The organism is Acinetobacter sp. PFS20 (genome assembly GCF_052261015.1).
In the GTDB taxonomy this organism is placed as follows: Bacteria; Pseudomonadota; Gammaproteobacteria; order Pseudomonadales; family Moraxellaceae; genus Acinetobacter.
Map to the genome: position 1 here is coordinate 1,635,586 of NZ_JBPVZE010000001.1, position 26,639 is coordinate 1,662,224.

27 protein-coding genes are annotated in these 26,639 nt (G+C 40.0%); 19 read left to right on the plus strand and 8 right to left on the minus strand.

The genetic code is table 11. From position 1 onward, the window contains the following. Positions 1-11: 11 nt before the first annotated feature. The 10 genes from nuoG (at position 12) to ACS125_RS07775 (ending at position 11,234) form a co-directional block, all read left to right on the plus strand. Positions 12-2,696, plus strand: a complete 2,685-nt coding sequence (gene nuoG, locus ACS125_RS07730) for an NADH-quinone oxidoreductase subunit NuoG (protein ID WP_151964522.1) — start codon at positions 12-14, stop codon at positions 2,694-2,696. A 3-nt stretch (positions 2,697-2,699) separates the two neighbouring features. Then, positions 2,700-3,716, plus strand: coding sequence for an NADH-quinone oxidoreductase subunit NuoH (nuoH, locus tag ACS125_RS07735; RefSeq protein WP_004703499.1), 1,017 nt, complete (start codon positions 2,700-2,702; stop codon positions 3,714-3,716). Positions 3,717-3,734: 18 nt separating this feature from the next. Further along, positions 3,735-4,277 (plus strand): NADH-quinone oxidoreductase subunit NuoI, encoded by a 543-nt coding sequence (nuoI, locus tag ACS125_RS07740; protein WP_004794319.1) that lies wholly within the window; start codon positions 3,735-3,737, stop codon positions 4,275-4,277. Further along, positions 4,277-4,795: an NADH-quinone oxidoreductase subunit J gene (gene nuoJ, locus ACS125_RS07745; protein ID WP_014205902.1), complete on the plus strand. Its 519-nt coding sequence runs from the start codon at positions 4,277-4,279 to the stop codon at positions 4,793-4,795. The genes nuoI and nuoJ overlap by 1 nt, the downstream gene beginning before the upstream one ends. Beyond that, positions 4,795-5,103, plus strand: coding sequence for an NADH-quinone oxidoreductase subunit NuoK (gene nuoK, locus ACS125_RS07750; protein ID WP_000529822.1), 309 nt, complete (start codon positions 4,795-4,797; stop codon positions 5,101-5,103). Before nuoJ ends, nuoK begins: the two co-directional genes overlap by 1 nt. Beyond that, positions 5,100-6,989 (plus strand): NADH-quinone oxidoreductase subunit L, encoded by a 1,890-nt coding sequence (nuoL, locus tag ACS125_RS07755; protein WP_004794316.1) that lies wholly within the window; start codon positions 5,100-5,102, stop codon positions 6,987-6,989. The genes nuoK and nuoL overlap by 4 nt, the downstream gene beginning before the upstream one ends. 1 nt (position 6,990) lies before the next feature. Beyond that, entirely contained in the window at positions 6,991-8,589 is a 1,599-nt protein-coding gene (gene nuoM, locus ACS125_RS07760) for an NADH-quinone oxidoreductase subunit M (protein ID WP_004794314.1), read from the plus strand. Positions 8,590-8,591: 2 nt separating this feature from the next. Next, positions 8,592-10,088 (plus strand): NADH-quinone oxidoreductase subunit NuoN, encoded by a 1,497-nt coding sequence (gene nuoN / locus ACS125_RS07765; protein WP_004794312.1) that lies wholly within the window; start codon positions 8,592-8,594, stop codon positions 10,086-10,088. A 100-nt stretch (positions 10,089-10,188) separates the two neighbouring features. Then, positions 10,189-10,824, plus strand: coding sequence for a uracil phosphoribosyltransferase (gene upp / locus ACS125_RS07770; RefSeq protein ID WP_004794310.1), 636 nt, complete (start codon positions 10,189-10,191; stop codon positions 10,822-10,824). A gap of 116 nt (positions 10,825-10,940) precedes the next feature. Beyond that, positions 10,941-11,234, plus strand: coding sequence for a cold shock domain-containing protein (locus ACS125_RS07775; RefSeq protein WP_004794308.1), 294 nt, complete (start codon positions 10,941-10,943; stop codon positions 11,232-11,234). 194 nt (positions 11,235-11,428) lie between these two features. Here ACS125_RS07775 and gigC read toward each other — a convergent pair whose 3' ends face one another. Beyond that, positions 11,429-12,313 (minus strand): LysR family transcriptional regulator GigC, encoded by an 885-nt coding sequence (gigC, locus tag ACS125_RS07780; RefSeq protein ID WP_004794306.1) that lies wholly within the window; start codon positions 12,311-12,313, stop codon positions 11,429-11,431. 86 nt (positions 12,314-12,399) lie between these two features. Here gigC and ACS125_RS07785 point away from each other — a divergent pair, with 86 nt between their 5' ends. Further along, positions 12,400-13,161, plus strand: coding sequence for a ferredoxin--NADP reductase (locus ACS125_RS07785; protein WP_443271370.1), 762 nt, complete (start codon positions 12,400-12,402; stop codon positions 13,159-13,161). A 48-nt stretch (positions 13,162-13,209) separates the two neighbouring features. Here ACS125_RS07785 and ACS125_RS07790 read toward each other — a convergent pair whose 3' ends face one another. Then, positions 13,210-13,629: a hypothetical protein gene (locus tag ACS125_RS07790; protein ID WP_171056780.1), complete on the minus strand. Its 420-nt coding sequence runs from the start codon at positions 13,627-13,629 to the stop codon at positions 13,210-13,212. A gap of 290 nt (positions 13,630-13,919) precedes the next feature. Between ACS125_RS07790 and ACS125_RS07795 the strand changes: the two genes are divergently transcribed. The 3 genes from ACS125_RS07795 (at position 13,920) to ACS125_RS07805 (ending at position 16,350) form a co-directional block, all read left to right on the plus strand. Beyond that, positions 13,920-14,153, plus strand: coding sequence for a hypothetical protein (locus ACS125_RS07795; protein WP_443271372.1), 234 nt, complete (start codon positions 13,920-13,922; stop codon positions 14,151-14,153). 221 nt (positions 14,154-14,374) lie between these two features. After that, the gene (locus ACS125_RS07800; protein ID WP_443271374.1) at positions 14,375-16,051 is read left to right on the plus strand and encodes a mechanosensitive ion channel; all 1,677 of its coding nucleotides are present in this window, start codon (positions 14,375-14,377) and stop codon (positions 16,049-16,051) included. A 128-nt stretch (positions 16,052-16,179) separates the two neighbouring features. After that, the gene (locus ACS125_RS07805) at positions 16,180-16,350 is read left to right on the plus strand and encodes a hypothetical protein (protein ID WP_443271376.1); all 171 of its coding nucleotides are present in this window, start codon (positions 16,180-16,182) and stop codon (positions 16,348-16,350) included. 1 nt (position 16,351) lies between these two features. Here the strand turns inward: ACS125_RS07805 and ACS125_RS07810 are convergent, their stop codons facing one another. From ACS125_RS07810 to ACS125_RS07830, 5 genes are all read right to left on the minus strand, one after another. Continuing rightward, the gene (locus ACS125_RS07810) at positions 16,352-17,551 is read right to left on the minus strand and encodes an NAD(P)/FAD-dependent oxidoreductase (protein ID WP_443271378.1); all 1,200 of its coding nucleotides are present in this window, start codon (positions 17,549-17,551) and stop codon (positions 16,352-16,354) included. Between the two features lie 117 nt (positions 17,552-17,668). Beyond that, positions 17,669-18,550 carry a 1-aminocyclopropane-1-carboxylate deaminase/D-cysteine desulfhydrase gene (locus ACS125_RS07815; protein WP_443271380.1) on the minus strand — a complete coding sequence of 294 codons (882 nt, stop codon included), beginning with the start codon at positions 18,548-18,550 and terminating at the stop codon, positions 17,669-17,671. A gap of 64 nt (positions 18,551-18,614) precedes the next feature. Further along, the gene (locus ACS125_RS07820) at positions 18,615-19,736 is read right to left on the minus strand and encodes an HlyD family secretion protein (protein WP_443271382.1); all 1,122 of its coding nucleotides are present in this window, start codon (positions 19,734-19,736) and stop codon (positions 18,615-18,617) included. Between the two features lie 40 nt (positions 19,737-19,776). After that, a complete protein-coding gene (locus tag ACS125_RS07825) occupies positions 19,777-21,420 on the minus strand; it encodes an MFS transporter (RefSeq protein ID WP_443271384.1) in 1,644 nt (547 codons plus the stop codon). Beyond that, positions 21,417-21,986 (minus strand): TetR/AcrR family transcriptional regulator, encoded by a 570-nt coding sequence (locus tag ACS125_RS07830; RefSeq protein WP_443271386.1) that lies wholly within the window; start codon positions 21,984-21,986, stop codon positions 21,417-21,419. The genes ACS125_RS07825 and ACS125_RS07830 overlap by 4 nt, the downstream gene beginning before the upstream one ends. Positions 21,987-22,164: 178 nt before the next feature. Here ACS125_RS07830 and ACS125_RS07835 point away from each other — a divergent pair, with 178 nt between their 5' ends. From ACS125_RS07835 to ACS125_RS07845, 3 genes are all read left to right on the plus strand, one after another. Next, positions 22,165-22,788, plus strand: a complete 624-nt coding sequence (locus ACS125_RS07835) for a LysE family translocator (RefSeq protein WP_013198835.1) — start codon at positions 22,165-22,167, stop codon at positions 22,786-22,788. Positions 22,789-22,950: 162 nt separating this feature from the next. Further along, positions 22,951-23,139, plus strand: coding sequence for an NF038215 family lipoprotein (locus ACS125_RS07840; protein WP_004794284.1), 189 nt, complete (start codon positions 22,951-22,953; stop codon positions 23,137-23,139). After that, positions 23,120-23,455, plus strand: a complete 336-nt coding sequence (locus ACS125_RS07845; protein WP_443271389.1) for a calcium-binding protein — start codon at positions 23,120-23,122, stop codon at positions 23,453-23,455. The genes ACS125_RS07840 and ACS125_RS07845 overlap by 20 nt, the downstream gene beginning before the upstream one ends. A 108-nt stretch (positions 23,456-23,563) precedes the next feature. On the opposite strand, the gene metG is transcribed toward ACS125_RS07845, so the two are convergent. Then, positions 23,564-25,630 carry a methionine--tRNA ligase gene (gene metG / locus ACS125_RS07850; RefSeq protein WP_174741599.1) on the minus strand — a complete coding sequence of 689 codons (2,067 nt, stop codon included), beginning with the start codon at positions 25,628-25,630 and terminating at the stop codon, positions 23,564-23,566. Positions 25,631-25,677: 47 nt separating this feature from the next. Here metG and ACS125_RS07855 point away from each other — a divergent pair, with 47 nt between their 5' ends. Next, positions 25,678-25,977 carry a hypothetical protein gene (locus ACS125_RS07855; RefSeq protein WP_443271391.1) on the plus strand — a complete coding sequence of 100 codons (300 nt, stop codon included), beginning with the start codon at positions 25,678-25,680 and terminating at the stop codon, positions 25,975-25,977. A gap of 44 nt (positions 25,978-26,021) precedes the next feature. Then, on the plus strand, positions 26,022-26,522 hold the full coding sequence (locus ACS125_RS07860) for a hypothetical protein (RefSeq protein ID WP_443271393.1): 501 nt from the start codon (positions 26,022-26,024) through the stop codon (positions 26,520-26,522). Positions 26,523-26,639 lie beyond the last annotated feature (117 nt).

A 26,639-nucleotide genomic window follows, 5' to 3' on the forward strand; every position in this document is an offset into this window, starting at 1 on the left:
GGAATTCGACTATGGCTACAATTCATGTCGATGGAAAATCGTATGAAGTCAACGGCTCGGAAAACTTGCTACAAGCATGTTTGAGTCTGGGCATCGACATCCCATATTTTTGTTGGCATCCATCCTTAGGTTCGGTTGGTTCTTGCCGTCAATGTGCTGTTACGCAATATGCGAATCCAGAAGATACGCGTGGTCGTTTGGTCATGTCTTGCATGACACCAGCATCTGACAATACCTATATCTCAATTGAAGACAAAGAAGCAACGGATTTCCGTGCATCTATTGTTGAATTTTTGATGACGAATCACCCACACGACTGTCCAGTCTGTGAAGAGGGTGGTCACTGTCACTTACAAGATATGACTGTAATGACGGGTCATGACCGTCGTCGTTACCGCTTCACAAAACGTACGCATTACAACCAAGAACTCGGCTCATTCATTGCACATGAAATGAATCGCTGTATTGCTTGTTACCGTTGTGTTCGTTACTACAAAGATTATGCGGGCGGTACAGACTTTGGTGTGTATGCCAATGCATCTCGTGTTTACTTTGGTCGCCCAGAATCAGGTACTTTAGAGTCTGAATTCTCTGGTAACTTGACTGAAGTATGTCCAACAGGTGTATTCACTGATAAGACTCATTCAGAGCGTTATAACCGTAAATGGGACATGCAGTATGCACCAAGCGTGTGTCAAGGCTGCTCTTCTGGTTGTAACATTTCTCCGGGTGAACGTTATGGTGAAATCCGTCGCGTAGAAAACCGTTTTAATGGTTCGGTTAACCAATACTTCCTTTGTGATAAAGGTCGTTTTGGCACAGGTTATGTAAACCGTGCAGACCGTCCACGTCAGCCTCAGTTCCGTAACGGTGAAACTGTTGCAACTGTTTCTGTTGATCAAGCTTTAGACCAAACGATTGCAAAGCTTCAAGGCAAAAAAGTCTTGGGTATTGGTTCTCCACGCGCAAGCTTGGAATCGAACTACGCACTACGTGAGCTTGTAGGTCAGGCAAATTACTCAACTGGTGTTGCACAAAAAGAGCAAAAACTTGTTGAACTTGCTGCATCTATCATGCAAACCGAGGGTATTTACAACCCGAACATGCGTGAAATTGAAAGCTACGATGCTGTTCTGATTTTAGGTGAAGACCTGACTCAAACTGCTCCACGTATGGCATTGTCTGTTCGCCAGGCTGCGAAAAACAAAGCTCGCGAAATGGCTGCGAAAACACGTACTCCAGATTGGTTGGCTGAACCTGTACAACGTATTGGTCAAGAAGCAAAATCTCCAATCTATATCTTGGCTGCAACTCAAACTCGTCTTGCCGACGTTGCAACTGGTGAAGTTGTTGCTTCTCCAAATGATATTGCACGTTTAGGCTTTGCCGTAGCAGCAGCTGTGAAAGGTGATGTATTAACTGGTTTAGATGACGATGCAAAAGCATTCGCTCAAACTATTGCTGACACTTTAAAAACAGCAAACAAACCATTAATCATTGCGGGCACAAGTTTGCAAGATGCTTCTATTATGGAAGCTGCGGCTGAGTTGACTCAGAACTTAGGTTCTAAAGCTGGTTTAAGTCTTGTGGTTCCTGAAGTGAACTCTATGGGCTTGGCATTGTTTGGTGGCTTAAGCCTTGAACAAGCATTTGCTCAAGACTACGACACACTTGTTATTGTTGAAAATGACTTGTTCCGTCGTTTACCTGCTGCTCAAGTAAAAGCTGCACTAGATAAAGCTGAAACAGTAATCGTGCTTGATCACAGTGAAACTGAAACAGTGAAACAGGCTGATATCGTTCTTTCAGCAGCAAGCTTTGCAGAAGGTGACGGTACTGTTGTAAGCCAAGAAGGTCGTGCACAGCGCTTCTATCAAGTTTACGATCCAAGTTACTACAAGCCTGAATATGCAATTAAAGAATCATGGCGCTGGTTACATGCCATTGAAACTGGCATTAAAGGTAAAGCTGTAGATTGGACATTGCTTGATGATGTGATTGAAAGCATCGTGAAAAATGTACCAGTACTTGAAGCAATTCAAGATGTGGCACCTGATGCTGGTTACCGTGTACATGGTTTGAAAATTGCGCGTGAACCACGTCGTTATTCAGGCCGTACAGCAATGCGTGCGCCGTTATCGGTTCATGAACCGAAACAGCCTACCGATCCAGATTCAGCATTAACATTCTCAATGGAAGGTTATGTTGGTCCGCAAAAAGCATCATCATTAGTACCATTTGCGTGGGCTCCGGGCTGGAACTCTCCACAATCTTGGAACAAATACCAAGATGAAGTGGGTGGACACTTAAAAGGTGGTGATTCAGGTGTTCGTTTATTCGATCGCTTGGCAAAACGTCCTGCACGTAGCTATGTTGCTCCAGTAGCGGTAGTTGCAAACCCTGAAAGTTTCCGCTTAGTACCAATGCATCATATTTTTGGTTCTGGTGAATTCACTATTAAAACACCTGCAATGGAAACTCGTATTCCAGAAGCTATGTTTGCAGTGGGCGAACAAGATGCAACTCGTTTGAACCTTCAAGAAGGTCAACGCATTACTGTAAAAGCAGGCGAAACCAGTGTGAGCTTGCCTGTACAAGTAATTGAATATTTACCTACAGGTTATATTGGTTACCCAGTTGGTTTAGCACCAATGGTGTCACTAGCTGAGCCTGTTTCAGTGGCTTTAGGAGTGTAATTCATGAATCAAGAAATTATACGTCAAACGCCACTTTGGGCTGAGAACTGGCCAATCGCCTACGCTGTAGTTCAAGCAGTTGTGATTTTGCTTGTGGTTGTTTTAGTTGCAGCGTTGATGTCTTTCATTGAACGTCGTTTACTTGCTTGGTGGCAAGACCGTTATGGTCCAAACCGTGTTGGTCCTGGTGGTATGTTCCAGATCGTTGCCGACATGCTTAAGATCATGTTCAAAGAAGACTGGACACCAAAATTTGCTGACAAACTTACATTCCGTTTAGCACCAGCTGTTGCGATGGCAACTGCGGTGCTTTCGTTCATGGTAATCCCGGTGAGTCCTTCACTGGGTGTTGCCGACATGAGTATCGGTTTGTTGTTCTTCATGGCAATGGCTGGTATTGCAGTCTATGCAGTATTGTTTGGTGGCTGGGCTTCAAATAACAAATACTCATTGCTTGGTGGTTTACGTTCGGCTGCTCAAACCATTTCTTATGAAGTGTTCTTGGGTATCTCATTGATGGGTGTGGTTGCAATTGCAGGCTCATTTAACCTTCGTGAAATTGTTGAAGCACAACGCGATGTTTGGTTCGTTATTCCACAATTCTTAGGTTTCTTGATTTTTGTGGTTGCTGGTGTTGCGGTAACTCACCGTCATCCATTTGACCAACCAGAAGCAGAACAAGAATTGGCTGAAGGTTACCATGTTGAATATGGTGGTATGAAATGGGGTATGTTCTTCGTTGCTGAATATGTCAACGTGGTACTTATTTCTGCATTGATCGTAACTTTATTCTTTGGTGGTTGGTTAGCACCATTCAATTTAGAAATTCCATTTGTTCCGCCAGTATTCTGGTTTGTGATTAAAACAGCATTCTTTGTAATGATGTTTGTTTTGGCTCGTGGTTCTTTAATGCGTCCACGTTATGACCAAGTCATGAACTTTGGTTGGAAAATTTGTTTGCCATTGGCGTTGGTCAACTTGTTAGTGACTGGTGCTGTGATTCTGATGAATCAGGCCTAGGACAGCAGGGAGTACAAAATGTATAAATTTCTAGCTGGATTCGGATCGATTGTACGTTCGTTGTTTATGGTATTTAGCCATGTAACGCGTAAACGTGACACGATTTTATATCCAGAAGTACCGGCTGAACAGATTGTGCCGCCACGCTTTCGTGGTCGTATTGTGTTAACGCGTGACCCAGATGGGGAAGAGCGTTGTGTGGCATGTAACCTATGTGCGGTTGCGTGTCCAGTTGGCTGTATCTCACTACAAAAAGCAGAAACAGAAGATGGACGTTGGTATCCGGAATTTTTCCGCATCAACTTTTCACGTTGTATTTTCTGCGGTATGTGTGAAGAAGCTTGTCCAACCACTGCAATTCAGCTCACACCAGACTTCGAGTTAGGCGAATACGTACGTCAAGACCTTGTTTATGAGAAAGAAAACTTACTCATTTCAGGTCCGGGAAAATACCCAGACTACAACTTCTACCGTGTAACGGGTATGGCGATTAACGGTAAAGAGAAAGGTCAAGCACAAAAAGAAAGTGCACCAATCGATGTACGGAGTCTATTACCATGATGTGGCCGTTTTATTTGATGGCACTCGTGGCCATCGTTTCTACGGTTCGTGTAGTGACTAACACGAACCCTGTACACGCTTTACTTAGTCTAATTGTTTCATTGCTTGCTGTTGCTGGTATTTTCATGATCGTGGGGGCGCCTTTTGCAGGTGCTCTTGAAATCATCGTCTATGCCGGAGCAATTATGGTTCTGTTCGTATTCGTTGTGATGATGCTTAACTTAGGTCAACACACTGTTGAACAAGAACGTAAATGGCTTTCTTCAGATGCTTGGGCATATCCAGCACTCATGAGTTTCTTACTCGGCTTGCTTTTAGTTTGGATGCTTGGTGGTGAATACACTACTATTTCAGCACCGCTTGGGGCACAAGTGATTGGACCAAAAGTAGTTGGTCAAGCACTCTTTACTCACTATTTATTATTGGTTGAAGTTGCCGCGATGTTATTGCTAGCAGCCCTTGTTGCAGCATACCACTTAGGTAAACGTGAACCAGGTGCAGAAGAGGAAAAAGAATAATGGGCCAGATTCCTTTAGAACATGGTTTGATTGTTGCAACCATCCTTTTTGCACTCGGTTTTTACGGTGTAATGGTGCGACGCAACCTATTATTTATGTTAATGAGCCTTGAGATCATGATGAATGCTGCAGCATTGGCATTTGTTCTTGCGGGTAGCGTATGGGCACAACCAGATGGACAAGTGATGTTCATCCTGATTTTGACCCTTGCAGCAGCAGAGGCATGTATCGGTCTTGCGATTGTCCTTCAGTTCTATCATCGCTTCCATCATTTGGATGTGGATGCTGCTAGTGAGATGCGCGGATGAGTTATTTATATCTAACAGTATTATTTCCGCTAATCGGTTTTATTTTATTGGCGGCGGGACGAGACAAACTCTCTGAAAATGTTGCAGCAATTATTGGTGTAGGTTCTGTAGGTTTATCTGCATTATTTGCACTAATTGCTGGAATGGCATTTACCACAAGTGGTCAGCAAGTTTTTGTTCAAAATCTGTGGACATGGTTCAATGTTGGTGGTTTTGCACCAGGCATTAGCTTACATTTAGATGGCTTATCTTTACTCATGATGGGCATGGTGACAGGTGTTGGTTTCTTAATCCATATCTTTGCATCATGGTACATGCGTGGTGAAGAAGGTTATGCGCGTTTCTTCTCTTATTTCAACCTGTTTGTTGCCAGCATGCTTGTGCTTGTATTGGGCGACAACTTAGCGTTGTTATTCTTAGGTTGGGAAGGTGTAGGTCTTTGCTCTTATTTGCTGATCGGTTTCTATTATGCAAACCCTGCAAATGGTTGGGCTGCGATCAAAGCATTTACAGTTACCCGCGTAGGTGACGTATTCTTACTTATCGCTTTATTCTTGCTTTACCAACAATTTGGCACGCTGAATACTCAGTACATCGTTGAACACGCAGCAGAAGTAATGACGAAGAGTTCGTCTCTTACGATCTGGACTGCATTAATGTTGTTCTTGGGGGCTGCTGGTAAATCTGCGCAAATTCCATTGCAAACATGGTTGGCAGATGCAATGGCAGGTCCAACACCTGTTTCAGCATTGATCCACGCTGCAACAATGGTAACGGCTGGTGTGTACTTATGCTGTCGTCTATTCAGCGTATTTGAACTTGCTCCTGAAGTGATGCAATTCATTTCAGTAACTGGCGCGGTAACTTTGTTAGTTGCAGGTTTTGCTGCACTCGTTCAAACAGACATCAAACGTATTTTGGCTTACTCAACAATGAGTCAGTTAGGTTATATGTTTATGGCTGTAGGTGCGGAAGCGTATCAAGCTGGCTTATTCCACATGTTGGCTCACGCATTCTTTAAGGCATTATTATTCTTGTCTTCTGGCGCGGTGATTTTGGCTTACCACCACGAGCAAAACATCTTCAAAATGGGTGGTTTGTTCAAACGTAACAAATTCCTATTTGCTTGTTTCGCGATTGGTGGCGGTGCATTAGCAGCGATTCCATTCTTGACCATTGGCTTCTTCTCTAAAGATGCGATTCTTGGTGAAGTTTGGGTACAAGGTCAATCAGTTGCTCTATATCACACTTTATATTGGGTGGGTGTAGCAGGTGCATTCCTGACTTCAATCTATACATTCCGTTTAATCTGGGTTGTATTCTTTGGTCAAGAAAACACGCCTTACCATGAAATTAAAGGTGCAACTTACTGGGCTCCATTGGGCATTTTAGCTGTACTGTCTACTTTTGTTGGTGCCGTATTAAAAGCACCTGTAGCTGGTATTCTTAATACTGCAAAAATTCCTGAATTCCATGTGGCTGAACAATTCGTTGAAGGCATGCATGGGGCAGAGCATTTAGCAGTAGGAATTGCGCTAGTTGGTTTAGTTGTTGGTATAGCATTATTTACATTTGCTTATGGTGCAGTGAAATCATTTGCTCAAACAAGTTTGGGTTCAGGTTTGGCACATATTTGCCGTACCGCTTTTGGTTTTGATGCATTGTATGACATCGTTTTTGTTAAACCTTATTTATTCTTCGCCAAAATCTTTGGCCGTGACCCGATTGACAGTTTGTGGTTAGTTCTTCCTGCACTTGTTAAAGGCGGAAACAGTTTTACAAGCTCACGTCAAACCGGTTCATTGCGTGAATACGCATCAAGTATGTCACTCGGTGTAGTGGTGTTATTGATGATCTTGATCGTTATTCAGGTAGTGGGGAAATAAAATGGAAAACAATTTAATTTTACCCGCGCTGATCCTTGTTCCGTTCATTGCTGGTTTTATTTGTTGGTTAGTCGATAAGCTCGACAAAACCTTGCCACGCTGGATTGCCTTAATTGGTATGCTCATTACTTTGGGCCTAGGTCTTGCACTTTGGCAAAATGGAACTTATAGCTATGAGATGGGTTCAAAAATCCCAACTTGGTCTGCTGAGTTCTATTTACCGTGGATTCAATCACTCGGTATCGGCATTCATTTAGCTGTGGATGGCTTATCGTTACTCATGGTGTTATTAACAGCGTTACTTGGTGTACTTGCTGTTGGTTGTTCATGGGGCGAAATTCAAAAGAACGTTGGTTTCTTCCACTTAAACCTTTTATGGAGTTTAGGTGGCGTTATCGGTGTATTCTTAGCGATTGACCTGTTCTTGTTCTTCTTCTTCTGGGAGATGATGCTTGTACCAATCTACTTCCTGATTGCGTTATGGGGTCATAAAGGTTCAAACGGTCGTTCACGTGTTTACGCAGCTACTAAGTTCTTCCTTTACACGCAAATCGCTGGTTTAGTGATGTTAATCGGTATCCTTGGTCTTGTAGTTTATGGCTACATGATGACAGGTATGATCGGTTTCGATTACAACTATTTATTAGCTGTAGCTAACCACTTACCGCCTGGCTTAGCGTACGGTTTCATGATCTGTTTCTTCATCGGTTTTGCGGTGAAGTTACCAGTGTTCCCATTACACGGTTGGTTACCAGATGCGCATGCTCAAGCACCTACAGCAGGTTCTGTAGACTTAGCGGGTATCTTGATTAAAACAGCTGCGTATGGCTTGCTTCGTTTTGTTATTCCATTCTTCCCGACAGCTTCTGCTCAGTTTGCAGACATTGCGATTATTTTCGGTTTGATTGGTATTTTCTACGGTGCATGGTGTGCTTACCAGCAAACTGACATGAAACGTTTACTTGCGTATACGTCGATTTCACACATGGGCTTTATTTTACTTGCGATCTACGCAGGTAACATTTTGACCTTCCAAGGTCTAATGATCATGATGTTGGCACATGGTTTGTCATCAGCTGCATTGTTCATTATGTCTGGTCAAATCTACGAACGTTTACATACACGTGACTTGCGTTTAATGGGTGGTCTTCGTGGCCAGCTTCAGTACTTGCCATTTTTCTTGATGTTCTTTGTTGCTGCTCTTGTTGGTGTGCCAGGTTTAGGTAACTTTATTGGTGAATTCCTGATTTTGATGGGTTCATTTAATAAATATCCTGTATTCACGATTCTTGCTTCTATCAGCCTTGTATTTGCAGGCTTATACGGCTTGATTTTGATTCACCGCGCTTTGTTTGGTGAACCAAATCCTGAACAAAAGCAACACTACACTAGTCCACTAAAAGACTTATCTGCTCGTGAAGTTGGTATTTTGATGATTTGTGCGATTGGTCTCGTTTGGCTTGGTATCTACCCACAAACATTCTTGGATGTATCTCATTCAAGCATGCAGTGGTTCGTCAATAGTTATGTGCCAGTTCAAGAAGTCGTTGACACTGTTCAGCAAACAGCTACTCAACTTGACCATGTGGAGATCCAATAATCATGAACTTCACAGTATCATTCGCTACGCTTATGCCTTTAGCTCCGGTGATGATTGTTGCTTTAACAACAATCGTCGTCATGCTGTTAATTTCAATTAAGCGTAATCATAATTTAATCGCAACAGCTTCTGTTGTTGGTTTAAACCTCGCTGCACTTTATATTTTATTTGCGGTATTTGGCGGTAAGTTTGTACCGGCAAATGTGATGGGCATGTTTATGGTTGATCCATTTACCATGTTCTATCAATTTATGATTTTGATTGCAGCTTTGGCTTGTTGTACTTTGTCTCACGCTTACATCGAAACCTATAAAGACAATCGCGAAGAACTCTATCTTTTGTTACTTGCTTCGGTAGCAGGTGCAATGTTGATGGTTGCAAGTTCTCACTATGCATCGTTCTTCATTAGCCTCGAGTTAATGTCGATCCCTGTATACGGCTTACTTGCTTATACTTATCAACGTAGTAGTTCACTTGAAGCTGGTATTAAATATCTTGTACTTTCAGCGACAGCTTCTGCAATGTTGTTGATGGGTATGGCATATATCTATGCATATACTGGTTCACTTTCATTCTATGATTCTGTACAGGCTTTATTTGGCGCAATTAAACAGCCAATGGTGTTATTAGGTTTAGCACTCATTATCTTTGCTGTTGCGTTTAAATTATCGCTTGCGCCGTTCCATAAATGGACACCAGATGTATATGCAGGTGCACCAGCACCAATGGCAACTTTCTTGGCGACTGCTGCTAAAGTTGCAACCATTGGTTTGTTCGTGCGCTATATGCTTGCTTCAGGCGCAATTATGGTGGATTCGTTAGTTACTATTTTGACAATCATTGCAGTATTGTCGATTTTAGTTGGTAACTTACTCGCTGTTCGTCAAGTTAACTTAAAACGTATCCTTGGTTATTCATCTATTGCTCATTTTGGTTATTTGTTAATTGCTTTAATTAGCATGACTTATGCGAGCTTGGGTAGTGTAACTGTATATGTGGTGTCTTACGTATTAACAACTATCGGTGCTTTTGGTGCTGTAGCGTTAATGTCTAGCCCATATAACAACGTAGATGAAGCACAAAGTCTTGCAGACTACCGTGGTTTGTTCTGGCGTCGTCCAGTACTTACAGCAACTTTAACAGTCATGATGTTATCTTTGGCTGGTATTCCATTAACAGCAGGCTTCATTGGTAAGTTCTTGGTTGTAATGGCTGCTGTAACAACTCAACACTGGTTCTTGGCTGCAATGATTATTGTGGGTAGTGGTATTGGTTTGTACTATTACTTACGTGTGATGGTTGTAATGTATATGACACCACCAGAAACTCCTCGTATTGATGCAGATGCTCATTGGGGTCAAAAAGTAGGTGGTTTAATGGTATTAGCTGCTGCTGCATTAGTTATTATTTTGGGTGTATATCCAGATCCAATGATTAATTTAGCATTAAAAGCAGAAATTTTATCTCCATTACATTTCATGCTTTCACAACAACACTAATTCTAGTGTACAAAAAAGCCTCCAAATCTGGAGGCTTTTTTTTATTGAGCATTAAAAAAAGATTATAATAAATACGTTTTTATATTTTTAGGTAACATCTGTGGCCATTCAAGAAATTCGTCACCCACTTATTCGTCATAAATTAGGTTTGTTGCGTCGTTCTGACATCAGTACTAAGAATTTCCGTGAGCTTGCTCAGGAAGTGACTATGTTGTTGACGTATGAAGCAACAAAAGATTTACCAGTGGTGGATTGTGAAATTGCTGGATGGGCTGGAACTGTTACTACACAACGTATTGCAGGTAAAAAAATAACGATTGTACCGATTTTACGTGCAGGAATTGGTATGCTGGATGGCGTACTTAATCTGATTCCAAGTGCAAAAGTAAGTGTTTTAGGTCTTGAGCGTAATGAAGAAACACTAGAAGTTCGTACTTATTATAAAAAACTCGTTCCAGATGTCGCTAATCGTCTTGCAATGATTATCGACCCAATGTTGGCAACAGGTAATTCATTAGTTGCTGCGATTGATGTATTAAAGGCGAGTGGCTGTAAAGATATACGTGTTATGGTATTAGTTGCTGCTCCAGAAGGTGTTGCTAAAGTTGAAGCAGCTCATCCAGATGTACAGATTTATACAGCATCTATTGATAATGGCTTAAATGAACAAGGCTATATTGTTCCTGGCTTAGGTGATGCGGGCGATAAAATTTTTGGTAGTGTCCAAAAAGACTAATTTTTGAAATAACGATAAAAGAGACTTAATCAAACCGTAAAGTTTTGAGGGCGGATTGAAAGTCTCTTTTTAATTTTCTGCTGTAATGACAGTATTGAAAAAGTAAGGTAAAGATCATGAAGCAAGAATTTTATACCGGAAAGGTTAAACAATATGATCCTGATAAGGGATTTGGCTTTATTTCGACTACGGAAGGAGATATTTTCTTTCATATTTCTGATTTCCCTGCATCCGAAGGTGAGCCAAAAAGAAATGAAAAAGTGAGATTTCTTGCGGCAGATAATCAGGGGAAATTTAAGGCTATCAAGATCGAGCGTATCGATCCTAATCCGGCTAAAACAAAAAAGAATAAAATCGCTGATCATAATAAAGCGATTACGTCAGAGTTGTTATCACATTTTCGACGTTAATAGAGACTCTCCATCTTCAAGGCTAGCTTGTTGTCGAGTTTAGCTGTGACGGACAGAGATGATTATTGACAACGTTTTGAATAAGTAATGCAAAATTAAGGGAGGTGGTAGCTTCCCTTAATTGTCTTAACTAATAAATAATAAAATGGTGAGCCATGTGAGAATGACTCAAGATGGCACTAGAAGATCAGGTCTTAAACTTGATCTTCACAGAATTGTAAGAATGCTTTTAGGCCAGGGCCTTGGTATTTTTGACGATGTACCAACATGTAAAGTGGGCGAGTGAGTTGCCAGAAAGGTGTTTCTAAAATCACTAATTGTCCTTTTTCAATTAAAGGCTCAATAGCGAGTTTAGAGATACAAGACATTCCTAAACCACCAGCAACAATTTTCAAGATTGCTTCATTGTGACCTAGAGTTAGGCGAATATTGGCATCTGGGAGATCTTGCAAAATAGCATTATCAAACACTTCACGAGTTCCCGAACCTTCCTCACGTAAAATCCATTCAACTTGATAAAAATCATTTGCTGTTAAAGGTCGATTTAAACGTGCTAGAGGGTGATTAGGGGAGCAGCATACTGCAAGCTCATCATCTCGCCAGTGAATACATTGAAGTTGAGGCAGGTGACATGAGCCTTCAATTAATGCCAAATCAAGCTGAAACTGATTGACTGCTTCAATCATTTGGCGTGTGTTGCCTACCTGTAATTGCAGGTGTGCTTTTGGATGATACTGTAAAAAGTTCGCCATTAAATCTGGCATGAGATAATCACTGATCGTTAGAGTTGCCCCAATACGTAAATCAATGCTTTGTAACTCACCTTTTGCAGCTTGCTCAAAAGCTTCACAGCGACCTAATATTTCTAGCGCTTGAGGCAATAAAAAACGACCAAGATCATTGAGTTGTAGTCGTTTACCTAAACGATCAAATAGAGGAGCACCAAGACCATCCTCTAAATCGGCTAAAGCCATACTTGCTGCACTTTGCGTCAGTCTGACCGCATCACTGGCTTTGGTGACAGTTCCTTCTTGAGCGACTGCTACAAAAACAGCCAACTGGCGTAATGTCATGCGCATGTTTAAAAAGCCTTAACGTTTAAAAGTATTCATTATTTCGGCTGTCATGCTAACATGAGCGCACTATTTCATGCCACGTTGAAATCATGTCAATTGAAAAATTTAGCGTAGAAAAAGTTTTATCTGTACACCGCTGGACGCCAACTCTTTTTAGTTTCGCCATGACTCGCCCTGCACATTTTAAATTTACGGCTGGGCAATTTGCGCGTATTGGACTGAAAGTTGGAGAGGAACTTGTTGTTCGTGCCTATTCGGTAGTGTCGTCTCCATTTGATGAAACGCTAGAATTTTTCTCGATTGTAGTGCCTGATGGTGCATTTACCTCTAATCTTCAACATTTGAAGGTAGGAGATGAGCTTTACTTAGAAAAAATACCTTATGGTTATCTTACTTTAGCTCGCTATCAACAGCCTTTACCACATGATTTATGGTTATTGGCAACGGGTACGGGTTTGGCGCCTTTTTTGTCGATGCTACAAGATTTCGATACATGGTCTAAATATCAAAAGATTAATTTAGTCTACAGTGTCCGTACTGCAGCTGAATTAGCTTATGTCGATCGTATTCAAGAAATTGCTGAAACATTTGGGGAAGGACACATCGGTTTTAAATTTATTTCAATTATCACTCGTGATCCATCAGCACAGTTACATGATCGTTTGCCAGTTTTGATCGAGAATGGTGAATTAGAAAAAGTTGCTGGTATTGAACTGAGCCCTGCAACAAGCCATGTCATGCTTTGTGGAAACCCAGAAATGGTAGATGACACGAAAGATGCTTTAAAGCGCCGTGGTTTGACGATGAATCGTCGAGGTGAGGGAAATATTGCAGTAGAAAATTACTGGTAACAAACGACAATTAAAAGAACTTTAAAATTATTTTTATGGATATGTTTATTAATGGACAAACATATCCATAAATTCACGAATTTCGGAAATTGCACTGTCTACATCGCTTGAAAGCCAAGTCGGTTCAAAAAGGCCAGCATAATGTTCCAAACGATCTTGAGGAACGACTAAGCGAACAGGACAGTCTTCTTCAAGTAAACGCCAAGGTAAAATAGGAACTTCATTGTCCAAAAAAATATTGATATTACGAATATCAACAATCATGGCGTTAATGCAGTCAGGAAATGGCATCACTGAAAACTCTTCAGTACGGCGACGAAAATACTCCAGATCACCCCATTTGAGTTCATAACTTGGTTTATTAAATTCAATAATACCAATGAGATGTTCATCTCTCGTCTGGTGTATATAACATTGATGTGTGACGTCAGTGTCGAGATCAAGAGTTACGTTTTGCTGACGATACATCATAAAATAGAGCAGCTTTAAAACTAGGGGGCTTATTATAGCCTATTTTATAAAAAGTAAGCGCTAAAACATATTGTATTACAAATGGGACATAGACGAAGTTTGTGAATAACGAGAAATTATTTTTAATTGTCTAAATTAATGTGTGCAAATTTTATACTGTTTTTATTATTTTAAAAGTAGAGTTTTGCAACTACAGACACCTTCCAATAATGCTTTTTCACACAATGCAACAAAGCAAATTGCTATGATGAATATAAAGTTAATGATAATAGAAGAGGGGAAAGAAGATGCATGACTTTTCAAAACCACCTCATGTGACGAGTCCTGAAGAAACTGCGAAAAAAAGAAGACTGCCAGTTTATATTTTAATTATTGTTGGGCTTTTTCTTCTTGCACTTATTGTCTATATGGTTGCTGACCACAACCAGACTCCTAAACAAGAAGGAGCATTTCAAGATGAGACCACACCACATGTAATTAAGGGTAGTTCTGATTTGAATTTAAAGACCTATGAGGGGTAATAAGCGAATCAGTTTAACTTGATATCAAGCCTTTAGGTGTAAACCTGAAGGCTTTTTTGCAACCTTTTGCATCAATTTGTTGTATTTGTGCAGAAGTGTGTTGATTAGAAAATATTCAAAACATAATGTGAGATAGACCGCATTCATCGTCATTTTTTACAACGAATGGTGTTTCCTAGAGATAACACTGAAAAGAACATAACAATTGAGGACATAACAATATGAATGAATTTTTTGATGGGCCTCGCGGCGCTCAATTTGATGCGATGTATTACTGGGATCAGTTTCATCCTATCCTAGCTGCAGTAGTGATCTTATTGGTTGGTTGGATAATTGCTTTATTAGTAGCAGCAGGTGTGAAAAAGCTTCTACAAAAAGTAAATACCAATGCCAAACTATCTTCAGCTACTGGGCGAGCGCCAAATATTGAAGGTCTGATCTCCAAGGTTGTATTCTGGTTTATTCTGATTTTAGCTGTTGTCGCGGCTCTAAATGTGCTCAACATTAGTGGAGTGAGTGGCCCATTCAGCAACATGGTAAATCAGGTACTGGTCTACATTCCAAATATTATTGCTGCTGTGGTGGTGGGTTTTATTGGTTGGATCGTTGCTCGACTGGTGCGGGCAGGCATTACCAATGTTTTATCCAGAACCCAACTCGACGATAAGTTAAGCAGTGAAGTGGGTGTAGGTGGAATTAGCCAGAACATTGGTGAAATTCTTTACTGGCTTGTATTGTTACTTTTCCTTCCGATTGTTTTGTCAATATTAGGACTTACAGGCTTACTCATTCCAGTTCAAAATATGGTAAATGATGCCGTAGCTTTCTTACCAAATATCTTTATTGCTGGCGTTATCGTTTTTGTTGGTTATATCTTGGCAAAAATTGTACGCGGTATTGTTGAAGGTCTAGTAAATAGCTTAGGTGTTCAGGCTCAAGCAGAAAAAATTGGTCTTTTTAAAAGCTCTAATGTAGGCAAATTCTTAGGTTCATTTGTTTTTGCCATCATCATTATTACTACATTAATTGTAGCGTTCGAAGCTTTAGGTATTGAGACAATTTCTCAGCCAGCGACAGCAATGCTAAATGAAATCTTGCAAGCAATTCCAAACATTATTGCGGCTGGTTTAATTTTACTGGTTGCTTATATTGTTTCTCGTTTTGTTGGCCGCTTAGTAGCTGAACTCATTGCAGGTACAGGTGTTGATGAAATTCCTGCAAAATTAGATGTACAACGCTTTTTAGGTCAAACTAAAGTTTCTAATGCAGTTGGCTGGCTAATTGTATTCTTTACTATGCTGTTTGCTGTATCTGAAGCAGCGGACCGTCTTGGTTTCGATCAAATCAGTGGTCTCATTGCAATGTTTATCCATTTCGGTGCAAACATTCTATTGGGTGCTGTAATTTTAGTAATTGGTTTCTGGTTAGCGAATATTGTAGCGAATGTAGTTCAACGTGGTGAATATAATAGTTCGCGTTGGTTAGCTAGTTTAGTTCGTGTTTTAATTATTGGTCTGGTACTTGCGCTTGGTTTAAGAGCGATGGGTATTGCAGATTCAATTGTTAACCTTGCATTTGGTTTGACTCTAGGCGCGGTTGCCGTAGCTTTCGCTCTTGCATTCGGTTTAGGTGGTCGCCAACCAGCAGAACGACTTTTAACTGATTTACTTGATAAAGCGAAAAAAGAAGCGAATCAACCAAATCCTCTTTATCAACCGCCTTCAAGTACGAGTAGTTCAACTCCAGCTACAACTACGTCAACAACTCCATCTACACCAACAATGCCACCATCAACAGCTCCATCTGATGCAAAACCAGCGGATTCTGTACAGGTGAATCCAGCACAACCGCCAGTGAATAAACCGTTTGGTTCTACAGGCGAAAATGATGAAATTTAAGGGAATTAAATTAAATTTCAGATAAACAGTACAAAAAATCTTTGATTTTTGTGATAAGTTCGACCACTCTATATTGGGTGGTCGTTCTTTTTTGGCCGTTATAAAAACAAATAAGTGAGGAAAATACGATGAAGAAACCAGGTCGTTTTTTAGCACCGATTGTCATTGCCGGAATTACGGTAGGGTTTTTAGCAAGTGCTTATAAATTTGTATTCAGTAAGTCGGAAAGCTCAAAACAGACTACTTCTCAGCCACAAGATTCATCGAAAGCATCAAGTGGTTCGAAAAACTCAAATTAGCTTATACATATTGGGCAGCAGCATAGGCAGAAGACCATGCCCACTGGAAGTTGTAGCCCCCTAAGTGGCCAGTGACATCAAGCACTTCTCCAACAAAAAACAGTCCTTTCTGCTTTTTACTTTCCATGGTCTTAGAAGATACTTCTGTTGTATCTATTCCACCTAAAGTAACTTCAGCGGTACGATATCCTTCTGTGCCAGATGGTTTAACTGCAAAACCATGTAGCTGCTCGGCAATATGATCTAGCTGTGCATCACTGATATTGCCAATCGCTATTTCGCTTTGTTCTGGCCATATGAGTTGTTGTAACTCTTGGATAATACTTTTGGCAGTAAACTCATTAAGTAGAGTGCGTAATAAAACTTTAGGCTGTGCTTTCTTTTTATCTTTTAAATAGGTCGCTAAATCTTGGCTTGGGAAAAAGTCAATTTTAAAACTTTCGCCTGAGTTCCAATAGTTTGAAAGCTGTAGAGAACTTGGTCCACTTAAGCCACGATGGGTAAATAATAATGCTTCAGTAAAGCTATTTTTTGAGTTGCTTAACGTCACATCTAAAGCATTACCACTTAAACGTGTGGTCACTTCTTTAATGTGATCTGAAAAAGTAAATGGAACTAAACCAGCACGGGTTGGAAAAACTTGATGTCCAAATTTTTGTGCTAGTTCATAGCCAAATCCAGAACCACCCAAAGTTGGAATGGATAAGCCACCAGTGGCAATAACTAAAGAATCACAAGTGTAATGTCCTTGATTGGTGTTTAGTGAAAACCCACCTTTTTCTAAGGGTGTAATTTGGCCAACTTCGCAATGGGTTTGAATATCCACATTTTTGGTTTTATTACACTCACTCACAAGCATTTCTAAAATTTCTTTAGCGCCGTTTAGCGTAAATAATTGTCCGTGTTTACGTTCTTCATAGGCAATTTTGTAGTCACATACTAAACCGATAAAGTCCCAGTTGCTATAGCGTGACAGGGCAGAAATAACGAAGTGCGGATTATGAGAAATATAGTTGTCAGGTTCGACATACAGATTGGTAAAGTTACACTTACCGCCACCTGACATTAAAATCTTTTTACCAATTTTATTGGCTTTTTCTAAAATTAAAACCGAGCGTCCACGTTTAGCAGCATGTGCAGCCAACACGAGTCCAGAAGCACCTGCACCTAAGACAATGACATCGACATGACTGTTAGACATAAGAGATTCTCGATTAATCTTGAAAATTAAAAAGGGGCATATACTATCATGCCGAGCCTTAGTCATGCTAAAGACATTTACAGCTCTGGTGAATAAGGCTCCCTAAATATTTGTGAGTCAGTAGCTTGGTTTATTTCTTATATCTGCCTGTAAACCACCAGAATGAATTGCCAGAATGCGAGTTCCTTCAGGGAAGTAATTGTTCTTGATAAGGTCAAACAGACCGAACATCATTTTTCCCGTATAGATCGGTTCAAGGGGTACAGCATATTGTTCTTCGAAATTTTCTATAAATGTCAGTAAATCAGATGAAGTTTTTGCATAACCACCGCAGCAATAAGCATCTGTTAACGACCAATTCTGTTTATTAGTCCACTGCTGAATGTCTTGTTGTAGAAAGTCGCCTTTTAATGCTGAAAATCCTAGAATCTTTTGATGCGGTGCACTTCGTTCAATGAGCCCTGAAATTGTGCCTCCAGTTCCAACCGCACAGCAAATTACATCATAGTTTTGTAAATCGCTTTGACTGAGAATTTCCTGACATCCTTGTACTGCTAGCTCATTAGAACCACCTTCAGGAATAATGAAAGTTTCAGGAAATTGATTATGTAATTGTTGAAGGTAGGTTGCGTCATCCCTCAAGCGATATTCAGTGCGTGAGACAAAATGTAAATGCATTCCTAAACTTTGAGCTTTTGCTAAGGTTGGGTTTAGAGGCCGGATTGCTAATTCCTCACCACGAATAATGCCTATACTTTTAAAGCCAAAAAGATGAGCTGCATACGCAGTTGCGGCAATATGATTTGAATAAGCCCCACCAAAAGTCAAAACGCCTGATAACGCTTGTTGTTTTGCGGCAAGCAAATTGTATTTTAATTTGAAAAACTTATTACCCGAAATTTGAGGGTGAATTAAATCTAACCGCTTAATGTCGAGATGCAGGGGATAGGGGAGTTGAATATGTTGATAGGGAATTGATTGAGCAATGTGATCAAACATTAGAAATTGAGAAAATAATGATTGATCACATTGTAACTTTTTAAATAGAACTTTAAAAAGCTGTTTAAGAATTTGTATCGACAGAAGTAACCACTGACATGCCTGGGCGTAAATGCTCCATTCCTTCTTGATTTGGATCAATAGTAATGCGTACGGCAATTCGTTGCACAACTTTAGTAAAGTTACCTGTCGCATTGTCAGGTTTTAACACACTGAACTCGGAGCCAGCGGCAGGCGAGATCTGCTCAACATGTCCTGTAAATTTTTTGTGTTTCATCGCATCGACTGTAAACCATGCCTTCTGACCAATTCGCATATTGGCAATTTGGGTTTCTTTGAAATTGGCAATCACCCAAGTTTGCTGTGGAATGAGGTAGAGTAACTGTGAGCCTGCTGCTACATATTGCCCAACACGAGGATTAACTTCACCAAGTTGACCATCCATCGGAGCAACAATAACGCTATAGTCTTTGGTGGTTTGTGCTTGGTCTAACTGTGCTTTAGCACTTGAAACTTGTGCTTCTAAACCAGTTTTTGCAACTTGTGCTGTTTTAAGTGCTTCATTTGCAACTAATACATTAGCTTCTGCTTGCTTAAGTGCTGCAAGATTATTTTCAGCATCTGCTGCGGCTTTATCTTGCTCAGATTTAGAAGCTGCGCCACTGTTTCCTAGCTGTTGATAGCGTCTAAGCTGGGCTAAAGAAAGTTCATATTGAGCTTTGGCTTGATCCACTTTGGCTTGTGCCGCCACAATGTCAGCTTGTTTCTGGGCAATGGATTGCGTTTGATTGGCTAAGGTATTTTTAGCTTGCTCAACACCTGATGCTGCTTGTGTTACTTTTTGGTCGTAAGTCGTTGCATCAATATGCATGAGTACTTGACCTTTTTTGACATGATCAAAGTCTTTAACGACTACATCTTTAACGTAACCATTAATTTGTGACGATAAAATCGTGGTTTTACCTTTGACATAACTATTGTCAGTTTGCTGAACACTCGTTGCAAATGGCCCGATTCTCCATGCCCATAAAATCACTAAAATACCGACAATAAGAACACCTAACATCCATAACAGTGTTGAGCGTTTTGTCGGAATCAGTTTACTTGTAGGTGCAGGTGGAGGTGTTGGCTCGTTGGCGGGTGCCTGAGCTGGTGTTGGTTCCGGTTTGTTTTGATCATCTGACATATATCAATCTCAATTTCTATTTCATCAAATACGAAAGCCATTAAGGACGGCTAATTCCTCTACGTTGTAGATATTTACTACGTGCAATATTAAATCCACCCCATAAGAGTAGGGCGATGGCAAAAATACCGTTTAAAGCAATAACATCATTGTAGGCACGAACTTGTGCTTCACGAGTGACCACTTGATTAAGTGAACGCATAGATTGAGCGGTTTGTAATGCTGGGTCAGTAGTCGTGATTGATGCACTGCGTTGATAGGTAGAGAGCCTTTGAGCGACTAGAGGGTCTGCTTGTTCTAAATCTTTAATAATCTCTGCCTGATAGTTTTGCGTACGATGTTGTTGATAGGTCGAGAAGAAAGAGGACCCAACAAGACCACCGAAAGTTTGGGTAGCTGAAAATAATACGATAAAGGTCACTACATAAGATGGGCCTTTAGCAAGTGTTTGCGCAAAGCCAATCAGAAGTAATGGACCAATAAATAGACCACCAGCAAAACCGACTAAAAACTGACTTGCAAAGAAATTCACAGGTCGAACATCACTGGTTAAGTGATAATCTAGTCCACAAGCAACTAGAATGAGGAACTCTGCAAAAAGTAAGTGGAAGATAATTCGTTCGCGTGAAAAAGTCAGTGCACTAAAAAGTGTTCCGCTTAAAATCCCGACTAATATGACAACATAGAGGGGCACAAATTGGTCAGGACCCATTCCCATTGTTTTTAAGAAGTTAACAGCAGCATAGCTTTGTTCAGACATTAAAAGTCGAATAGCAAAAGCACCAAAAATGAAACGCAAGGTCGAAGATGCACCTAACCAACGTGTCATAATTAATGGATTGGCGCGATAGTGTTCATAAAGTAAACCTAAAACAACTAAGCTAAAACCTGCAATTAAGACGTAAGCAAGCCATTCGCTATTAAACCACCATAAAATTGGGCCTTGCGTGAGTACAATACATAAGCAGGCAAAGCCAGGAGCCAATAAGGCAAAGGTAAAGAAATCCTGCTTTTCAAAAACATAGATTCGTAAGCTACGTGGTAACTTCAATGAAACGACCATGGCTAAACAACAAAGTGCTAGGCCTAGTTCGAAAGTGTAGAGAACAGACCAACTGTCTGTACTGACAAGAAATGGAGAAATAATCCAAGCTAACGGGACGCCAAGTTGTTGAAAGCCGAAAGCGATATATATTCCTTTTGCCATGTCTGCTTTTTTAAAGGCTTGCATGGTGTAATACATGCCTAATGAGCTCAGTGGCGCGCCAGCTAAACCTGCCACAACCCGTGCAAATAAAGCCATTTCATAGGTATGTACAAAAATATGTAAAACCAGCACGGCAATAAAAATAACCAGCCCTATTTCTGAAAATACTCTCAGGCCATATTGTTGTCTGGCTTTAAATAAAATCAGGTTTGAGCTGACATTTGCCATGACATATGCCGCAGGCAGCCAAGCAGCTTCGGAAGGTGTTAGTCCATATTCACCTTGGATTAAGGGTAAGTTTGCCGTAATAAAACCATTACTTAAGCTTGCGGAAAGCGCGACAAATAAACCGATAAAGAAGTAAATAAACCGCTTAGGTATAGAATGCGCAATAGCTGCCGGTGAGCCAGGTAGAGTCGGTTGCTCTTCTGGTGTCCAGTCGGGTGGTGTTTCTAAATAACGAGGCGTTTTACTCATTCTATCCCTCGAATTTTTTGTATTTGAATACCATGAAATAGTAATTCAATTGCCCGTTTTGCTAAGCGAGTCTGTTCTTCTGGCTCATGTCCTTGAAATGAAGAACCCAACATTGCAGTGACCATTGCATAGTCATCGGCAGTTAGATCAGATCTGCACAATTTTTGTTCTATCGCATTTTCAATCAGTGGGTTAAGTGCATTATTCCGCCGTTCATAAATTTTTAACATAATTGGGTCTTGTCGATCAATTACTCTCCAAAAATCTTGCAAAATTGCGAGCTTGGGAAGTTGCCCAATGTGTCCTTCAATTAAACGAAATAAACCGTCCTCGAATTGTTGAAAATGACCTGCTTTTTGCTCTAGCTGTGTAATCGCACGCTCTAAAAGTGCGCTAATTAAAGCCTTGCGATCACAAAAGTTGCGGTAAAAAGTTGCTCTGCCGACACCTGCATGGTCAATCACAACTTGTAAGGGAACATTAATGCCATGAATACGAAAACATTCTTCGGCTGCATTTAGTAATTCATCCCGATTATGGGCAGCAATTTTTTGACGTTTACTCATGTCATCAATTGGGGAGTTTCAAAGGCTATATATTTAACGGACATTTTTGTCCGTTGTGAAGATATAAATTGTAAAAACATGAAAATTCAATTTTCAGCATTTATATCTTCTGCATTTTTATATGCGTCATAAAAAGCTGTTAGAATACCGCGCAATTGCGTGATGCTAGGTCAATACAATGTTTGAGTCCCTTATTCCTCTTTTTTCAATTGCGATGGCATTGATGCTTGGAGCAATAAGTCCTGGGCCAAGCTTTATTTATGTGGCACAAAATTCAATTTCTAAATCACGTAAACATGGGTTGTTTACAGCATTAGGGACGGGGACAGGCGCAGCTCTGTTTGGCCTGTTAGCTGTTATGGGGTTACAAGCCGTTTTATTGGCAGTGCCTTCTGCTTATTTGATTTTAAAAATTGGTGGTGGGCTGTATTTGCTTTGGCTGGCTTTTAAAATTATTAAACATGCCAAAGAACCAATTGCCATGGAAAATGATGGCAAATCAAAAATGACCTATAAACAGGCATATCGTTATGGTCTTATTACGCAGTTAAGTAATCCGAAAATTGCAGTTGTGCTAGCGAGTGTATTTACTGCTTTGTTACCAAAAGAAATCCCAAATTATTACTACGTCGCATTACCAGTGATTTGTTTTATGATTGATGCAGGGTGGTACTCATGTGTAGCAATGCTGCTCTCTTCAGAGAAGCCTAGAACAATGTACTTAAAAGCAAAAACTGGTGTTGACCGAGTAGCTGGAAGTATTGTGAGTGTATTAGGCTTAAAGTTAATTTTCTTCAAATGATAAGTCTTTAATTAAAATATCTAAAAAATCCAAAGCCAGCTATTTATAGTCTGGTTTTATTTTTGCGTAAAATATATACAAATTGAAATATCTTTTTTAGCACTTAAACACTTCAAAAGTGGTAACTTAATAAATAAAACAAAAAGAAATGAGGATCACGTTATGAAAAAACTAATGGTGAGCATTTCTGTAGTTTTTCTCATCTTAACTACAGGATGTGAGATGAGAACAATGAGCAAGCAACAGCCAGCAAGTGAGCGGACCATGAGTATTGTGGGTACTCCGGTTCATGAAAAGGATTATAAAATTTCCGATATACAAGTGAATAATCATGAGCAAGCTAACTATTAAGTTACTTGCTGGATGTGCAGCTTACTGTATTTTGAATATGGTAAATGCATGTGAGCCTGCTTCTTTAGATTGGAAGCTTTTTCAGGAAAAATATGATTTAAATCATGATGGCATGTATAGCCTAAAAGAATTTCAACGTGTTGAAGATTTCTATCCTTACAACTGGCCCAGTGATAAACGTTTTCAAGGCGAAAATAAGCAAACAGAGCTATTTCATTATCTAGATGAAAATAAGAACGGTTATTTAACAAATGAGGAGTTAGGAAACATACATGTTTTATTTAATAACCCTTGTGAAGGGTGGCCGTGGTCATAATTTGAAAGTACTCGCTTTCTAAATTTATTTAATATTTTAATTCACTCAGTTTTGATATTTCTAAAATAAAAAAGCTTCCAATTTAGGAAGCTTTTTTATTAAGGCTGATTAAGAAACTTTATCGCCTGGTTTTGCACCGTTATCTGGAGAAATAATGAAAATACCTTCACCATTTCCAGCAGCAAGTACCATTCCATTTGAAATGCCAAAACGCATTTTACGTGGTGCAAGGTTAGCAACCATGACAACCAATTTACCTTTTAAATCTTCTGGCGCGTATTGGCTACGAATGCCACTGAATACATTGCGTGGTTCAGCTTCACCAACGTCTAACGTCAGTTGAAGTAATTTATCTGAACCTTCAACTGTACCTGCTTCCACGACCTGAGCAACACGCAAGTCAACTTTTAAGAAGTCCTCGATACCGATAATTTCAGCTTCACCCACTGCTGGAGCAGGGGCAGCTTTTTTCTCGGCAGCTTTGTCCTTTTTCGCCGCTGCTTTAGTTGCTTGTGGAGCAGGAGTACCTAAAGACTCTTTAGATGCATCCACCATTGCAGCAACAGCTTTTGGATCAACACGTTGCATAAGCGGTTGGAACTGTGCAATCTCATGGTTTACAAGAATTTGTTTACGTGACTCGAAATTGAAGCTCTCAAGTTTTAAGAAACTTTGAACTTGTTCAGCCAAAGTTGGAAGAACTGGAGCTAAGTACACCGCTAATTGACGGAATAAGTTGATACCAACTGAGCACACTTCAAGAACTTGTTGTTCTTGACCTTCTTGTTTAGCAAGTGCCCACGGTTTTTTCTCGTCAATATATTGGTTTGCACGATCAGCAAGCGCCATGATTTCACGAATAGCTAGTGAGAATTCACGTGCTTCATATGCACTAGCGATTGAATCGCCTGCATCAATAAAGCTTTGTACCAATTCATGTTCTGCACATTCAGCAGATAAAGTATTGTTAAAGCTACTGTTGATAAATTTAGCGCAACGGCTAGCAATGTTGACTACTTTACCGACTAAGTCAGAATTTACTTTTTGAATAAAATCATCAAGATTTAAATCAGAGTCTTCAACCTTATCTGAAAGTTTAGAAGCAAAGTAGTAACGTAAATATTCTGGATTCAAATGCTGTAAATAAGTCTCTGCTTTAATAAATGTACCGCGAGACTTAGACATTTTTTGTCCGTTCACCGTCAAGAAACCATTTACAAATAAGCCTGTCGGAGTGCGATAGTTTGCACCATCTAACATTGCAGGCCAGAACAATGCATGGAAATAAACAATGTCTTTACCAATGAAATGGTAAACATCGTTTTGACTGTCTTTTTTCCAAAAATCATCAAAGTTTAAATCTGGGCGTTTAGTTTTAATGTAATTTTCAAAACTAGACATATAACCAATTGGCGCATCTACCCAAACATAGAAATATTTATTTGGCGCATCTGGAATTTCAAAACCAAAATAAGGCGCATCACGAGAAATATCCCAATCGGTTAAACCTGCTTCAAACCATTCATCGAGTTTGTTTGCAATCGAGACAGGTAAGCGACCTTCATCACGGGTCCATTTCTGTAAATACTCAGCAAAGTTCGGTAGTTTGAAGAAGTAGTGATCTGATGATTTTTCAACTGGTGTTGCACCACTTAAAGTCGAACGAGGGTTAAGTAACTCGGTCGCATTATAAGTTGTACCGCAAACTTCACATGAGTCGCCGTATTGATCTTCTGATTTACATTTTGGGCATGTACCCTTAATGAAGCGGTCAGATAAGAACATGCCTTTTTCTGGATCAAATAATTGAGTTACAGGGCGAACTGCAATATTTCCAGCTTCACGGTTTTTAATATAGATATCTGTTGAACGTGCTTTATTGGCATCGCTATGCGTTGAATCATAGTGATCGAAATGTACACCGAAGCCATCAAAATCACGAATATGTTCTTTCTGAACGTTCGCAATTTGCTCCTCAGGGCTAATACCGTTTGCCTCAGCACGTAGCATGATGGCAGTACCATGAGCATCATCCGCACATACATAAGTCACATCATGACCCATTGCCCGCATGGCACGAACCCAGATATCTGCCTGGATGTAACCGAGTAAATGACCCATATGAATTGGACCATTAGCGTAAGGAAGGGCATTAGTGACTAAAATTTTACGCACGGATTTCATTCTCTCATTCGTATTTATAAGGTGGAAGATTTTAACTGATGAAGGAGGAAAAACAAAGCAACGCTTTGTCCGACTGCAAGACGAGAGCTAAGCTGGAGTGGTGGGATAAGCAAAGGTTAATATTTTTGCCCAAGCGCAAGGCGAGAGCTGTGCTTGAGTGGCGGAATAATATCTTTGTTGGGCAACAATCAGTATTCGTAAAAATCGGTTTTTTAATTGCGCAGTTATTTCTCTTTAGAACAGATAAACAAATCGAAAAATATTTGAATCTTCCTGTATTGTCTTTGTTTCAAATTGCAGTTACGGTCAGAAAACAAGCCATAACGATGTATAACTAATAACTTATTCAGGTAATTTTTTAATTAACTAGAGGATAACAACGATGACTACTGAAAATAAATTAGATGATTTAAAGGCAAAAGCGGCAGATGCAAAAGTTCAAGGTGAAAAAGCTTTGGATGATTTAAAGGAAAATGTAAAAGAGAAACAAGCTGCTGGTAAAGAAGCAGTTGAAAATACAGTAGACGGATTAAAGGCAAAAGCGGCAGATGCAAAAGCTCAAGGCGAAAAAGCTTTGGATGATTTAAAGGAAAATGTAAAAGAGAAGCAAGCTGCTGGTAAAGAGGCGGTTGAAGATAAAGCAAGTGATTTGAAAGGCAAACTTGAAGATGCTCAGCACACTCTGCAAGACAAGTTCGATCATTTACGTACTGAGGCAAGCCATAAACTTGATGATGCCAAAGCTAAGGCAGCAGAGCTAAAAGATGAGGCTGCAACAAAGTTTGATGAGTTAAAAACTCAAGCAACAGCAAAATTTGACGAGTTAAAGAAAACAGCAACTGATAAGTTAAATAAATTGAAAAACCATGATTCTGCTGAATAAGCTGATCTAAACTAAAATCTGCACTCCTCACATAAAAGATGAGATTGTAAGTGAGTAATTATTCATCCTAAGGTGAGCGAGTGCGGACCAATACTGTTACACTATCTCCATTAAGCT

Excerpts from the sequence above, each read along its gene's own strand:
- nuoG (WP_151964522.1), top strand. The coding sequence starts at position 12 with ATGGCTACAATTCATGTCGATGGAAAATCGTATGAAGTCAACGGCTCG.
- nuoH (WP_004703499.1), top strand. The coding sequence starts at position 2,700 with ATGAATCAAGAAATTATACGTCAAACGCCACTTTGGGCTGAGAACTGG.
- nuoI (WP_004794319.1), top strand. The coding sequence starts at position 3,735 with ATGTATAAATTTCTAGCTGGATTCGGATCGATTGTACGTTCGTTGTTT.
- nuoJ (WP_014205902.1), top strand. The coding sequence starts at position 4,277 with ATGTGGCCGTTTTATTTGATGGCACTCGTGGCCATCGTTTCTACGGTT.
- nuoK (WP_000529822.1), top strand. The coding sequence starts at position 4,795 with ATGGGCCAGATTCCTTTAGAACATGGTTTGATTGTTGCAACCATCCTT.
- nuoL (WP_004794316.1), top strand. The coding sequence starts at position 5,100 with ATGAGTTATTTATATCTAACAGTATTATTTCCGCTAATCGGTTTTATT.
- nuoM (WP_004794314.1), top strand. The coding sequence starts at position 6,991 with ATGGAAAACAATTTAATTTTACCCGCGCTGATCCTTGTTCCGTTCATT.
- nuoN (WP_004794312.1), top strand. The coding sequence starts at position 8,592 with ATGAACTTCACAGTATCATTCGCTACGCTTATGCCTTTAGCTCCGGTG.
- ACS125_RS07775 (WP_004794308.1), top strand. The coding sequence starts at position 10,941 with ATGAAGCAAGAATTTTATACCGGAAAGGTTAAACAATATGATCCTGAT.
- gigC (WP_004794306.1), bottom strand. The coding sequence starts at position 12,313 with ATGCGCATGACATTACGCCAGTTGGCTGTTTTTGTAGCAGTCGCTCAA.
- ACS125_RS07785 (WP_443271370.1), top strand. The coding sequence starts at position 12,400 with ATGTCAATTGAAAAATTTAGCGTAGAAAAAGTTTTATCTGTACACCGC.
- ACS125_RS07790 (WP_171056780.1), bottom strand. The coding sequence starts at position 13,629 with ATGTATCGTCAGCAAAACGTAACTCTTGATCTCGACACTGACGTCACA.
- ACS125_RS07795 (WP_443271372.1), top strand. The coding sequence starts at position 13,920 with ATGCATGACTTTTCAAAACCACCTCATGTGACGAGTCCTGAAGAAACT.
- ACS125_RS07800 (WP_443271374.1), top strand. The coding sequence starts at position 14,375 with ATGAATGAATTTTTTGATGGGCCTCGCGGCGCTCAATTTGATGCGATG.
- ACS125_RS07805 (WP_443271376.1), top strand. The coding sequence starts at position 16,180 with ATGAAGAAACCAGGTCGTTTTTTAGCACCGATTGTCATTGCCGGAATT.
- ACS125_RS07810 (WP_443271378.1), bottom strand. The coding sequence starts at position 17,551 with ATGTCTAACAGTCATGTCGATGTCATTGTCTTAGGTGCAGGTGCTTCT.
- ACS125_RS07815 (WP_443271380.1), bottom strand. The coding sequence starts at position 18,550 with ATGTTTGATCACATTGCTCAATCAATTCCCTATCAACATATTCAACTC.
- ACS125_RS07820 (WP_443271382.1), bottom strand. The coding sequence starts at position 19,736 with ATGTCAGATGATCAAAACAAACCGGAACCAACACCAGCTCAGGCACCC.
- ACS125_RS07825 (WP_443271384.1), bottom strand. The coding sequence starts at position 21,420 with ATGAGTAAAACGCCTCGTTATTTAGAAACACCACCCGACTGGACACCA.
- ACS125_RS07830 (WP_443271386.1), bottom strand. The coding sequence starts at position 21,986 with ATGAGTAAACGTCAAAAAATTGCTGCCCATAATCGGGATGAATTACTA.
- ACS125_RS07835 (WP_013198835.1), top strand. The coding sequence starts at position 22,165 with ATGTTTGAGTCCCTTATTCCTCTTTTTTCAATTGCGATGGCATTGATG.
- ACS125_RS07840 (WP_004794284.1), top strand. The coding sequence starts at position 22,951 with ATGAAAAAACTAATGGTGAGCATTTCTGTAGTTTTTCTCATCTTAACT.
- ACS125_RS07845 (WP_443271389.1), top strand. The coding sequence starts at position 23,120 with ATGAGCAAGCTAACTATTAAGTTACTTGCTGGATGTGCAGCTTACTGT.
- ACS125_RS07855 (WP_443271391.1), top strand. The coding sequence starts at position 25,678 with ATGAAGGAGGAAAAACAAAGCAACGCTTTGTCCGACTGCAAGACGAGA.
- ACS125_RS07860 (WP_443271393.1), top strand. The coding sequence starts at position 26,022 with ATGACTACTGAAAATAAATTAGATGATTTAAAGGCAAAAGCGGCAGAT.